Source organism: Salinimicrobium maris, assembly GCF_049680855.1.
Taxonomy (GTDB): Bacteria; Bacteroidota; Bacteroidia; order Flavobacteriales; family Flavobacteriaceae; genus Salinimicrobium.
Map to the genome: position 1 here is coordinate 1008918 of NZ_JBMPGS010000002.1, position 12806 is coordinate 1021723.

A 12806-nucleotide genomic window follows, 5' to 3' on the forward strand; every position below is an offset into this window, starting at 1 on the left:
CTTTTAAAAATGTCATGCGCTTCTTCAAATTTTCCGTAATTTAAAGAATCACAAAGATAAAAATAGCACACACATAATTATGGGCAAAACAATAATCATTTCTAATCGCCTGCCACTACAAATAAACATTACAGATAAAGATATAGAAGTAACTCCCAGCGTAGGAGGACTCGCCACCGGCTTAAAAAGTTTTCACAAAGAAGGAGATAGTATTTGGATTGGCTGGACGGGTCTACCCCAGGAAGAAATACCTGAGAACTTAGGAGCAGAGGTGCAAAAAAAAGCCAAAAAAGAGAATTGTCTTGCGGTACCGCTTACTGAAGAAGAAATTGAAGGCTTTTATTACGGATTTAGCAACAGGACCATCTGGCCATTGTTCCATTATTTCATGGAATATTCAGAATTCGAGCCCGATGATTGGGAAATGTATAAAAAAGTAAACAGAAAGTACGCAGATGCAGTTATAGAACATCTGGAAGATGATGACGAAGTGTGGGTACATGATTACCAGTTACTTCTTCTTCCAAAACTCATAAGAGAGAAAAAACCCAATGTTACAATCGGTTTTTTCAATCATATTCCTTTCCCTTCTTCCGAAGTCTTTAGAACGCTGCCCTGGCGGGAAGAAATTCTTGAAGGAATGCTGGGTGCCGATCTTATAGGTTTCCATACTTATGATTATGAACGGCATTTTTTACGTTCTGTGAAGAACATCCTGAGAAAAGACAGCACCTTCAATGAAATCAATCTCGGCAACCGCATCGTAAGAGTTGAATCTTTTCCCATGGGAATTGATTATAAAAAATTCAAGAAAGCGGCCATACAGCAACAGAATCAACCTTCCAGCGAAAATTCTGAATTTCAGAAGAAATTAAACTACCATAAGAATTCTACCAGCAATGCAAAATTGATTATTTCTATTGATCGGCTGGATTACACTAAAGGTATTGCAAACAGGATACGTGCTTATGGTTATTTCCTGGAAAAATATCCCGAATACCAGGAAAAAGTCCGGCTGGTTATGCTTGCTGTACCTTCCAGAACCAATGTCCCACAATATCAAATCCTGAAAAGGGAAATTGATGAACTCGTGGGCAGGATCAACGGGAGATTTGCAACAGTCAACTGGACCCCAATCTGGTATTTCTACCGCTCTATGCCTTTTGAGAATCTTGTAGATCTATACAGCAGCAGCGATGTAGCACTTATAACTCCAACCAGAGACGGAATGAATCTAGTAGCAAAAGAATACATCGCTTCCCGTATAGATCAAACTGGTGTACTTATATTAAGTGAAATGGCAGGAGCCGCGCATGAGCTCAATGAGGCTCTCATTATAAATCCAAATAATTTTGAACAGATAGTCAACACTATTAAAACGGCTCTTGAAATGCCAGAGGAGGAGCAGATACGACGTAATAAGATACTCCAAAAAAGATTACAGCGGTATACGGTAGAGCGATGGGCAAAAGAATTCATGAAAACTTTAAGAAAGGCAAAAAGCTCCCGCTCATCAATTAAAGCAGAACAATTATCCACAGATAAAGAAGGAGATATCATCGAAAAATTCAGGAGGGCCAAAAATCGTATTTTCTTCCTCGATTATGACGGAACTCTTGTAAATTTCACAGACAAGCCCGAAAATGCCAAGCCAGATCCTTCCCTTCTAGACCTGGTAAAGAAATTGACCTCCCTTCCAAATACAGAAGTAGTACTCATTAGCGGCAGGGATAAAGAAACTCTTGGAACCTGGTGGAGTGATGTACCTGTAGATTTAATTTCTGAACATGGCGTCTGGATGCGTCCTGCCAACGGCCAATGGAATTTAACTGAGAATATTAGATGCGACTGGATGGAAAATGTTCGACCTGTACTGGAAACTTTCGTAGACAGGACGCCAGGAACTTTTATCGAGGAAAAAAATTACTCCCTTGCCTGGCATTATCGAAAAGCAGATCCTGAACTTGGAGAAATTAGAGCCAATGATTTATCCACTGTACTTAAAGATCTCACTTCTAATCACGGATTGAGTGTGCTTGAAGGGAATAAAGTGCTGGAGATCAAAACAAGCGGTGTAAATAAAGGAAAAGCAGCAAATAAACTACTTATTGAAAGGAAACATGATTTCATTTTTGGAATTGGGGATGACTGGACCGATGAATACCTGTTTAATGAATTGCCAGAACAGGCGATCACAGTCAAAGTTGGACTTAAAGAGACAAGTGCCAGATATTATGTTCAGGATGTGGAACGGGTAAGAGATCTTCTGGAAAGATTTTCAAAAGTTTGATAAACAGTCCACCTCAGGCATGAACCGGTTTACCCATTCAAAAATGTTAAAATATAAATAACTTTGCTGAAAATTTTATATGAAACTTAACTAGAATTCCAAAGCCAAAACAATCCTTTAAAGTATCTTAGTAGTAGATTATAATTTATTGAAAACAACGTAAAAAACACAGAAATGAAAGCAGGAAAAATATTATTAGGAATACTTTCAGGAGCTGCTGCGGGTGCTGCAGTAGGAATGTTATTCGCACCTAAAAAAGGATCTGAAACACGCCGAAGAATAGCAGACAAAAGCAATGAATATGTAAGCGGCAGTAAAAATAGGTTCAATGGTTTTGTTGATGACGTTTCTGAAAAATTTGACTCTGTAAAATCCAAAGCCATGCAAAAATCTAAAAAGGTACAGGCTGAAATGGATAGTGATGAAAAAATTATTTATTAAGCATAGCCTTACAAAATAAAATATTCTGTAAAACTGCTTTAAAAAATTATTTTTAAAGCAGTTTTTTTATGTCTGGATGGTAAGAATTTCCTATTTTGAAGGCTTTAAAAACAAAAATCAAACATCAGAAAATGTTGAAAAAATTTCTTCCATTAACACTTTTATTATCGGTCCTTACCATTCAAGCACAAAAGACGGCACCACCACAGGCAGATCTACGTATTTATGATATTATTGAAGAGGTATCTGCAGATCGAATTGAAGCAGACATCCGGAAACTAGCTGGTTTCGGCACTAGAAATACCTTTAGCGATACCATTTCAGAGACCCGGGGTATAGGTGCAGCTAGAAGATGGATCAAAGCTGAATTTGAGCAGATCTCAGAAGAATGTGAGGGATGTCTTGATGTATTTTATCAAAAAGACTTTGTCACTAAAGAAGGAAACAACCGTGTCCCTCATGACGCATGGGTAGTGAACGTAGTTGCCGTACAGCGCGGTACGAAATACCCCAACCGGTATGTCATCATGAGCGGGGATATTGATTCTCGTGCAAGCAACACTATGGACTTCACAACAGATGCTCCCGGAGCAAATGATAATGCCAGCGGTATGGCCGGTGCAATAGAAGCTGCCCGGGTACTTTCAAAATATGATTTTGAGAGCAGTATTGTCTATGTAGGCCTTTCGGGAGAAGAACAAGGTCTTTTTGGGGGACGCGGGTTAGCGGAGTATGCAAAAGAAAATAACTGGGAAGTCATTGGGATTCTCAATAATGATATGATTGGCAATATTGAAGGAGTTGACGGGATAATAGATAACCGCAGTTTTCGAATCTTTTCGGAACCCGTACCACCTACGGAAACTGAAGATCAAAGAAGAATGCGCCGGTTCTATGGAGGAGAAGTCGATGGTATTTCCCGGCAATTAGCCCGCTTTGTGCATAAAATGACTGAAAAATATATGCCCGAAATGAACCCCATGATGATCTACAGGCTTGATCGGTTCGGCCGCGGGGGGCATCATCGCCCGTTCAATGATCTAGGTTTCCCAGGCATCAGGATCATGGAAGCGCATGAAAATTATACCCAGCAACACCAGGATATCAGAACAGAAAATGGAATAGCTTATGGCGATGTAGTGGAACATGTCAATTTCAATTATGCCAAAAAATTGACAGCGGTTAATGCCATTAGTATGGCCGGTCTTGCCTGGGCTCCCCCGGCACCACAAAATGTTGAGATTGGCGGAATTGTAGAAGCATCTACAAAGTTGAGATGGGATGCCGTTGAAACTGATGAAATTGCCGGCTACAAAATCTACTGGAGAGATACCACTTCCCCTCAATGGGAATATTCAAGGTATGTTGGGGATATCAACCAGTTCACCCTGGAAGGAATTGTAATTGACAACTTCCTGTTTGGAGTTGCCGCCGTTGGTAAAAACGGCCACGAAAGCGTCGTTGTTTTTCCATCCGGAACCTTTAGATAAGCTCCGCAGAAAATTATATATTCGGAATTGTTTTACATATACCCTTCAAAAAAGGGATTTTGTTAAACAATTCCGATTTTTTTTGAATGAGCAATTGCCTTACCACTATCTGAAAAATAGCAGGTCGAGACATGGAGATCTTCAATGTTGGCAAGCGTTTCCTGCACTTTTTTCTTCTGCTTTTTAGAAGTTTGCCGAATGTAAATAGCTTTTATATTCCGCGGAAACATTTTACAAATTCGTTCATACAAATATGGGTCCTGCTGAGAGTCATCCCCCAGCAGAACGTATTCCAGGTGAGGATAAAATGAGACAATATCCTTGATTTTATGAAATTTATGATCGTGTCCTCCCCTTCCGGTAAAAAGGAAATCTGCAATTCCTGTTTTTATACTTTTCAGCTTTATAATTGCTTTGGGAAGTTCATGCATTCTGGAAAACTGAAGAATGAATTCATAGAGGTTCCATTCACTGCTTGAAACATAGAAAAAGGAGTTAAAGGCACCTTCTTCCTCCTGCCCTGCCCTGCTTAGTGCCTGGTAATGGGGAACAACATCATCAAAAACAGTTCGATTATTGATGTTTTTGGTGAGTATTACATACAACTTTTTAAAAAGGCTATTAGTGTGAGACATTAAAAATGTATCATCAATGTCTGAAATGATTCCGAGTTTACTTTTAAAAGGTTTGAGTAATTCTCCCTGTTCAATAATGCCAATTTCATCAACTTTACATGAAACCGCATATTTATGCCACCCACTATCAAGGTATTCATTGAAAGGCAGCGCAAACCTGAAATATCCGTCATCCAGGGTTTTTGTAGTGACTTCAATATCCTTAAAATGCAGTTTTACTTCAATGTTCGAGATAGGACTTATGGTAAACATTTTAATGACAGATTTGGCATGCCTGTAGCCCCGCCGGTCTATGTCATACTTATCTGGCGCCCATGATTTAAAAACATGTCCAAACACAATGAGTTCCTGATCATTTACATAACCTCTATACAACTTAATATCCAATTTCATATTCACTTTTCTTTAACCTGCATTCAGCACAAAATACCTAAATTTAGGAAGACCTAATAAACAATGGAAACAAAATATAGAGTACTTTTTATAGTCAATCCTATTTCAGGCGGAATTGATAAAACAGATATTGTAGACCATGTAAAGGAGAGAGTAAAAAAGCAACATGCAGAACTTCACATCTATTACACTTCCGGAGAAAACGACAAGGAAGAAGTCACCCAACTTGTTCAAAACTTTCAACCGGACAGAATTTTAATTGCTGGAGGAGACGGTTCTATAAAATTGGTCGCTGAAGTTCTTGATAAAAAGCAAATACCAATTGGTCTTTTTCCAGCGGGCTCTGCGAATGGACTGGCAGAAAACCTTGAACTACCTTCTGCTTTGGAAAAAATTGCAGACATTGCCTTTGGTGACAATTTCGTAAATGTTGACTGTATTGTTGTAAATGATGAACTATGTCTCCATATTAGTGACGTAGGACTTAATGCTGCCCTTATAAAAAATTATGAAGAAGGAAATATTAGAGGTAAATTAGGTTATCTAATTCAATCCATTCCCACGCTTATAAAAAGTGATTTCCCTTTTCAATTTAAAATTAAAGTGAATGGAGAAACACACCACCATCAAGCAGTGTTACTAGCTATTGCCAATGCCAAGAAATATGGCACAGGAGCTAAAATAAATCCTAAAGGAAAGTTCAACGACGGAAAGTTTGAGATTTTAATATTCAAAAGATTTGATGTGCCTCAAATTTTAAGAACTTTTCAAGAAGATTTCACTGCTGAAAATGATTTCCTGGAAATACTTCCTGCCTCGGAAGCCACTATAGAATGCGAACAAAAAGTACCTTTCCAAATAGACGGGGAATACAGAGGCGAAGTGAAGCAGGTCTCTGCAAAGATTTCATCGGTACAACTAACCATGGCCGCACCTCCTTTAATTCAATGAAAAAAATCTACTTTCTCCTGCCGGCAAAACATTCGTTTTAATGCATAATTAACAAAGGTTTACACAAATATTAAACAAAAGGGGCAATAGATTGACTAATTTCAATATTGAAATCATAAATCAATAATTAACCAAAAACAAAATTATGGCAGACATTGATATCGAAAAGAAAAGTGGAGGCAGCAAATGGATCTGGATTATTCTTGGTCTTATCATTCTGGCCCTATTAATATGGTGGTTCACGGCTGACGACGATGAACCTTTAGAGGAATCCGAAATTGAAGAAGTGGATACTACCACAACTGAAACTTACGAGGATACTGCAGAATGGGATGATACTCTCAGCTCGGGCGGAGTAGAAGGTTTCATTGCGCACGTGGGAGATAAATCCAGAATGGGAATTGACCACGAATATACTAATGATGCTTTGATCCAGTTAATGAATGCTGTAGAAGCAAAAGCAAACGAAGAAAACGTGAACATTGATGTAGAACTTCAGGAAGTACGGCAGCAGGCTCAGGAGATCACACAGGATCCCATGGCGCTAGATCATGCCGATATAATAAAAAATGCCGGCGAAACTCTTGTGAGCGCTATGGAAAAAATTCAACAGGAAAAATATCCTGATCTTTCTGCAGATATTGAGGAGATGAGAACTGCAGTTCAGGGAATTCAGCCATCTGTCCAGACGCTTGAACAAAAAGAACAGGTAAATTCATTTTTTGATGAGGCGGCAGATGCATTGCGTAAAATGAGCTAAAAACTTTAAATTGAAAAATTATGACTGATAACAAAAATAAAGAAAGACATTTATTCTATCTCAACGAACTTTCCGATTACAAAGTGGCGAGTGACGATCCCGACGTAAGAGGTTGGGATGTAAGAGATGCCGATGATCGCGTAGTTGGAAAAGTCGAAAACTTGCTTGTAAATAAAGTTACGGAAAAAGTAGTATATCTTGATGTTGAGGTCGATAAATCCATTATTGAAAAAAATCATAAACCATATGGCAATCCAGTTAGTTCTGATGTTCATGAATTCATTAATAAAGAAGGTGAAAATCACCTCATTATACCTATAGGACATGCGAGGTTAAACGAGGACAAAAAATTCGTTTATACTGATAAAATTAATCATCAAACCTTTGCAGAGACTAAAAGGAAACAAAGGGGTGCAGATGTCGACAGAGAATATGAGGTAGTTGTATTGGAATCGTATAACCGCAATACTCAAAATGCCCGTACAGATGTGCCGGGTGACACAACAGCCCGTGATCTTGATACGGGAAGAGAGGAACGTGAAAGAAATTCTGAATTAAATGACAGAAGCACTGCAAGGACAACAACGGATGGTCGCTCTTCGGAAGATGATAATTTTTATGAACGCGAAGATTTTGACCGAACTAATTTTCGACACAGAAGATAAAAGTTACTATAGTATATTGCGATTTTGGAATGGACTGCTAAGCAGTCCATTTTTTGTTTAAAAAGGTAACTTGAATGAACTTATTCCGACATCCTCTACACCATCACCAAAGTTGAAAGAGACCATTATTTGTAATCCAAATCGTACTAAAATATTAAACTTATCTTAAATTCCTCGCTGTTTAAAACTTTTTAGAAGACAAATTCCTCCACACTTACGCACTCTACCTTTAGAATTCATGTAAAAATTACATTTTTCTTTAAAAATGACGTTTCACCTGTAAACATAAGCCTTAACAGCAATTGAGAGAATTTAATTTCTCTGATTCCTACACTGTGGGAAAGCAATGAAATTAACTATAAAAAAACAAGAACAATATTACTACAAGGTTTGCGATCATCAATACCTCGCTTTTCATTAGATTTTTTTCATAAATTCGTTTTTAGGGTACACTCTTTTTTTAATTAAGAAAAAATTAATTTATGAAACAACGATTACTAGAATTCAGCCTTTTTTTTCTGGCTTTATTTAGCCTGGGTTTCTCTCAGGCCCAAACAGTTTCAGGAACGGTAACGGATGGCCAAATGCCGCTCCCTGGCGTGAATATTTTGGTTCAGGGCACATCAAATGGTACTACCACAGATTTTGATGGTAACTACACTATAGATAATGTAGGCAGCGACGCTGTCCTGGTTTTTAGTTATTTGGGATTTTCCGAACAGCAGATATCCGTAAATGGAAGGTCCACCATTAATGTTACTATGGAAGAAGATGCTGCTGCTTTAAGTGAAGTGGTGGTCATAGGATATGGTACGGTGGCTAGCCGGGATGCTACAGGAGCAGTTACAACCGTTACCACAGAAGACTTTAACCGGGGAGTGGTAGGTTCTGCCGAAGAACTCATACAGGGTAGAACTGCCGGCCTTCAGGTTACTTCTGCCAGCGGAGAACCAGGTAGCGGTGTGAATATTAGAATTAGAGGTACCACCTCTGTACGTGGAGGGAATAATCCTCTTTTTGTAGTTGACGGTGTGCCTTTAGCAGGTGATGATGTAACTGCGGCAGGAACCAATGTTGGGTTTGGAGACAGTTCTGCTAAAAACCCATTAAACTTCCTAAATCCACAGGATATAGAGAGTATCAGTGTTTTAAAAGATGCTTCTGCAACAGCGATTTACGGTTCACGTGGTGCCAATGGAGTTGTGATTATAACAACGAAGTCTGGACGTGGCGATCAGGGAAGATTAAACTACAGCACAAACCTTGGCATAGCAACTCCGGCAAACACCTACGATCTTTTAAATAGGGAACAATGGCTGGAAGCATATGCAGGAACAGGTCAGGATCCAGATCCTGTAGATTACGGTGCAGATACTGATTGGCAAGATGAAATCCTGAGAACAGCGTTCACACAGGAACATAACCTTTCTTATTCAGACTCCTATGGACCGGGCAACTACCGTGTGTCTTTGGGGTACTCAGATCTTGCAGGTGTTGTCGAAAACTCTGCCATGGAAAGGATTTCCGGTAGACTTAATATGAATCACCGGCTTTTCAATGACCGATTAAATCTTGGTTTACAAACAACTTTATCAAGAGTAAATGATCAAAGAGCTCCTATTTCTAATAACGCCGGTTTTGCCGGTGATCTTCTTGGAGCTGCTTATAGAGCAAATCCTACACTTCCTTCAGATCCCGATGCTTATGAAGGGCAGATCAACCCAAATGCTTTATTAAAGTATACTTTAGATGAAACTGAAACAGATCGTGCTTTGATTAATTTCAGTGCAGGATTTGACATTGTGGAAGGCTTATCAGCTAAGCTTAATCTGGGTTATGATAAGGCAGAATCTTTCAGGGGATTTGCCATTTCAGGAGACATCCAGGGGATTCAAAGTGCAGTTCCTGGAAATGGTAGATCACAATTAAATGAAATAGAAAGCACCAACAAGTTATTAGAAGCGACCATCAATTATGAGCTGGATTTTGGGAACTCAAAATTAGATGCCTTGGTTGGATATTCTTATCAGGAATTCGATCGCCAGGGTATAAACGTCCATGGTTGGGGATTTGAAGACATGAGTATGAATGCTATGATTGATGATCTTGACCGGTCCAGAATGACCATTGAAGATGCCATTCAGGGTTCTTACCAGCAATATGGATACGACACGAACGGCTTGTTTGTAAACAGATTATTTCCTGAGGTTGCAACAGACAGACCTTCGGCTCCCGGGGGCTTAAATGTAAATGCGGTTGCAGGAGATTCCTTTCATACTACCGACGAATTACAATCCTTTTTTGGAAGGGTAAATTATAGTATTGCTGATAAATATCTTTTTACAGGAACCCTTAGAGCAGATGGTTCCACCCGATTTGGAGGGAACAACAAATACGGTTATTTCCCATCCGGAGCCTTTGCGTGGCAAATGGGAGATGAAGATTTTATCCCTGAAACTTTTTCGACCTTAAAGTTGAGATTGGGGTATGGAGTTACAGGAAACCAGGAAATTCCATACAACTTATACACTCCCAGGGATCGTTTTGGCGGCATAGGAATTAGTGATGCAGGTATTGTTAATGTTCCTGGAACAGGACAAGTAACATTCAGAAATGAAGACCTTAAATGGGAGACCACTTCTCAAGCAAATTTTGGATTGGATTTCGGATTCATGGACGATCGCCTAAAAGGTAGTCTAGATCTTTACCATAAAAAAACAACAGATTTGCTATTCCAAACCTTCTCTGCCCAACCAGCAGCACAAGATTTCGTATGGGAAAATCTTGATGCAAACGTGATTAATAAAGGGATTGAACTTTACCTCGATTATGACCTTTTCCGTGGGCAGGAATTTTACTGGAATGTGGGCTTCAACTACTCATATAATGACAACATGGTCGAAGATTTTACGGGAAGTGTGCAGACAGGAGGTATTAACGGGCAAGGATTGACCAATGCCTACGCACAATTATTAGCCGAAGGACAACCCTTGTTCTCATATTACTTGAGAGAATTCGGTGGTTTTGACGAAAATGGCCAAACCATTTATCCAAATGGAGATGTACAAACATTCGTTGGAAAAAGTGCATTACCTACCACAAACTTGGGAATTTCAACACGTGTTGAATATGGCAGCTGGGATCTTTCCGCATTCCTAACAGGTCAAATGGGCTTCTATGTTTATAATAACACTGAAAATGCTTTCTTTACCGCAGGTGCATTAAATTCAGGATCTAATGTGATTCAAAGTGTGATAGGAAACGGCGAAGCTGTAAACAACGCACCCGATGTTTCTACCCGTTTTCTTGAAAAAGGGGATTTCTTAAGACTCCAAAATGCCACTATAGGCTATAATTTTGAAATTGATGAAGACAGTTTCCTCAATACCTTTAGAGTCAGTGTCACCGGACAAAATTTATTCCTTATCACAAATTACTCCGGATTGGATCCTGAGGTAAATACAGACAAATCATTAAATGGCATACCTACTGCCGGTATTGAATATACTGCTTATCCAAGGGCCACGACAGTCACCTTAGGATTAAACGTATCATTTTAAACAAAAAATACTATGAAAATAAATTATATCAAATCATCGATTCTACTTGTGGCTATCCTGAGCTTAACAGGCTGTACCGATCTGGAGCTTGAAGAAACAGACTCTATCTTTCGTGAAGATACAGGTGGAGAATTTTCTGGTGTCAGTGATGTTCCCACAGCACTTGTCAACAGCTATAATGCAGTTCGAGATAATCTAAATACCCAGGAAAATTTATATGCATTACAGGAAGTTACCACAGATGAAATGTTGGTACCTACAAGAGGAACGGACTGGGGTGACAATGGATTATGGCGTAGCCTTCATCAACACACCTGGGATGCCAATCACCAGTTTCTCCTAAACACCTGGAATAATCACAACAGAAATGTTTTTAATATTTCAGAAATAATTGCCCCGGAAAGCAATGCAAATGAAGCACAACTTGCCGAGGCTAAGTTTCTGAGAGCATATAATATGTACTGGATTATGGATCTTTTTGGACAGGTACCGTTTAGGGAGGTTGATGAAGGTGCAGATGTGGATCCAAGAGTAATGAGCAGAGCTGAAGCCTTTGACTTTGTCATGCAGGATCTTAACGATGCTCTTCCTAATCTTCCTAATGCAACGCCAGGCCCCGATGCAAATTTTGCCAGTAAGGCTGCTGCGCATTATTTAATGGCTAAAATGTTATTAAACAAACATGTGTATTTAGGAAATGCAGAAGCTTCCACCGAAGATATGAATGCGGTGATTGATCATGTAGATGCAATCTCTGCAGCAGGATTTGGGCTTCAGAGTGGCTTTTTTGAGATTTTTGAACCCTCTGTAGACTCCGAAACGATTTGGTATACGACTACAGGCGTTGGTTCAAGAATATGGAATGGCCTACATTACAACCAGGGCGCTGTTGGACAGGAAGCAGGTGGCTGGAATGGTTTCACCACCCTTGCAGAATTTTACGAACTCTTTGAAGGACCGCAGGATAGTAACCATCCCAATGTAGGGCAGGAAGAACGCCGTGGTTTTGTACCTCTTGAAGGAACTACCGTAAGTGGAGCCGAAGGTTTCTTCGAGGGTAACAATGATGCAGACGAGGATGGCTTAATTGATGGGTCAGATATTGGAATTGGATTTCTTTATGGACAACAATATGAACTGGATGGAACGATGACACAGGATAGGGCAGGTCAACCTCTTTTTTACACCAAAGAATTGCCAGGTCTTGTCGGAAACCCTGAGGATTCCGGAATTAGAGTTCTAAAATATCACCCATCTAACGGTGCTTATGCAGAACATATGATCCTGTTTAGATATGCAGACGCACATTTAATGAAAGCGGAAGCTGTAATGCGCGGTGGAAGTGCCGAGCAGTCTGCTCTTGACCTTGTAAATGAACTCAGAGTTTTAAGACAGGCAACTCCGCTGTCCTCCCTTACAGAACAAGATATGATCAATGAAAGAGGAAGAGAGCTATATAATGAAATGTGGAGAAGACAGGATCTTGTAAGATTCGGTCAGTTTACAGATGAGTATTCATTTAAACCGGAATCTGAAGCATACCGTGTACTTTTCCCAATCCCAACAACAGCGCTTACTTCTAATCCTAATTTGGTTCAGAACGAAGGATATTAATAGATCA

The 12806-nt window shown here is 39.5% G+C and carries 9 protein-coding genes; 8 read left to right on the forward strand and 1 reads right to left on the reverse strand.

Annotated elements, in window-relative coordinates; genetic code table 11:
• The first annotated feature begins 79 nt into the window (after window positions 1-79).
• The 3 genes from ACOV1Q_RS10090 to ACOV1Q_RS10100 all read left to right on the forward strand — a co-directional run bounded on the left by ACOV1Q_RS10090 (window position 80) and on the right by ACOV1Q_RS10100 (window position 4221).
• Window positions 80-2290: a bifunctional alpha,alpha-trehalose-phosphate synthase (UDP-forming)/trehalose-phosphatase gene (locus ACOV1Q_RS10090; protein ID WP_424494255.1), complete on the forward strand. Its 2211-nt coding sequence runs from the start codon at window positions 80-82 to the stop codon at window positions 2288-2290.
• Window positions 2291-2464: 174 nt separating this feature from the next.
• On the forward strand, window positions 2465-2731 hold the full coding sequence (locus ACOV1Q_RS10095) for a YtxH domain-containing protein (protein WP_424494256.1): 267 nt from the start codon (window positions 2465-2467) through the stop codon (window positions 2729-2731).
• A 131-nt stretch (window positions 2732-2862) separates the two neighbouring features.
• The gene (locus ACOV1Q_RS10100) at window positions 2863-4221 is read left to right on the forward strand and encodes a M28 family metallopeptidase (protein ID WP_424494257.1); all 1359 of its coding nucleotides are present in this window, start codon (window positions 2863-2865) and stop codon (window positions 4219-4221) included.
• Window positions 4222-4283: 62 nt separating this feature from the next.
• Here the strand turns inward: ACOV1Q_RS10100 and ACOV1Q_RS10105 are convergent, their stop codons facing one another.
• Window positions 4284-5249, reverse strand: coding sequence for an App1 family protein phosphatidate phosphatase (locus ACOV1Q_RS10105; protein WP_424494258.1), 966 nt, complete (start codon window positions 5247-5249; stop codon window positions 4284-4286).
• Between the two features lie 63 nt (window positions 5250-5312).
• Here ACOV1Q_RS10105 and ACOV1Q_RS10110 point away from each other — a divergent pair, with 63 nt between their 5' ends.
• From ACOV1Q_RS10110 to ACOV1Q_RS10130, 5 genes are all read left to right on the forward strand, one after another.
• Window positions 5313-6200 carry a diacylglycerol/lipid kinase family protein gene (locus ACOV1Q_RS10110; RefSeq protein ID WP_424494259.1) on the forward strand — a complete coding sequence of 296 codons (888 nt, stop codon included), beginning with the start codon at window positions 5313-5315 and terminating at the stop codon, window positions 6198-6200.
• A 145-nt stretch (window positions 6201-6345) separates the two neighbouring features.
• Window positions 6346-6960, forward strand: coding sequence for a hypothetical protein (locus ACOV1Q_RS10115; RefSeq protein WP_424494260.1), 615 nt, complete (start codon window positions 6346-6348; stop codon window positions 6958-6960).
• A gap of 20 nt (window positions 6961-6980) precedes the next feature.
• Window positions 6981-7625, forward strand: coding sequence for a PRC-barrel domain-containing protein (locus ACOV1Q_RS10120; RefSeq protein WP_424494261.1), 645 nt, complete (start codon window positions 6981-6983; stop codon window positions 7623-7625).
• Between the two features lie 482 nt (window positions 7626-8107).
• Entirely contained in the window at window positions 8108-11185 is a 3078-nt protein-coding gene (locus tag ACOV1Q_RS10125; protein ID WP_424494262.1) for a SusC/RagA family TonB-linked outer membrane protein, read from the forward strand.
• Between the two features lie 12 nt (window positions 11186-11197).
• Complete coding sequence (locus ACOV1Q_RS10130; protein ID WP_424494263.1) at window positions 11198-12799, forward strand: RagB/SusD family nutrient uptake outer membrane protein; 1602 nt, start codon at window positions 11198-11200, stop codon at window positions 12797-12799.
• The last annotated feature ends 7 nt before the right edge of the window (window positions 12800-12806 follow it).

What these genes read in the sequence shown, in the direction of transcription:
- ACOV1Q_RS10090 (WP_424494255.1), top strand. Translation starts at nt 80, where the DNA reads ATGGGCAAAACAATAATCATTTCTAATCGCCTGCCACTACAAATAAAC.
- ACOV1Q_RS10095 (WP_424494256.1), top strand. Translation starts at nt 2,465, where the DNA reads ATGAAAGCAGGAAAAATATTATTAGGAATACTTTCAGGAGCTGCTGCG.
- ACOV1Q_RS10100 (WP_424494257.1), top strand. Translation starts at nt 2,863, where the DNA reads ATGTTGAAAAAATTTCTTCCATTAACACTTTTATTATCGGTCCTTACC.
- ACOV1Q_RS10105 (WP_424494258.1), bottom strand. Translation starts at nt 5,249, where the DNA reads ATGAAATTGGATATTAAGTTGTATAGAGGTTATGTAAATGATCAGGAA.
- ACOV1Q_RS10110 (WP_424494259.1), top strand. Translation starts at nt 5,313, where the DNA reads ATGGAAACAAAATATAGAGTACTTTTTATAGTCAATCCTATTTCAGGC.
- ACOV1Q_RS10115 (WP_424494260.1), top strand. Translation starts at nt 6,346, where the DNA reads ATGGCAGACATTGATATCGAAAAGAAAAGTGGAGGCAGCAAATGGATC.
- ACOV1Q_RS10120 (WP_424494261.1), top strand. Translation starts at nt 6,981, where the DNA reads ATGACTGATAACAAAAATAAAGAAAGACATTTATTCTATCTCAACGAA.
- ACOV1Q_RS10125 (WP_424494262.1), top strand. Translation starts at nt 8,108, where the DNA reads ATGAAACAACGATTACTAGAATTCAGCCTTTTTTTTCTGGCTTTATTT.
- ACOV1Q_RS10130 (WP_424494263.1), top strand. Translation starts at nt 11,198, where the DNA reads ATGAAAATAAATTATATCAAATCATCGATTCTACTTGTGGCTATCCTG.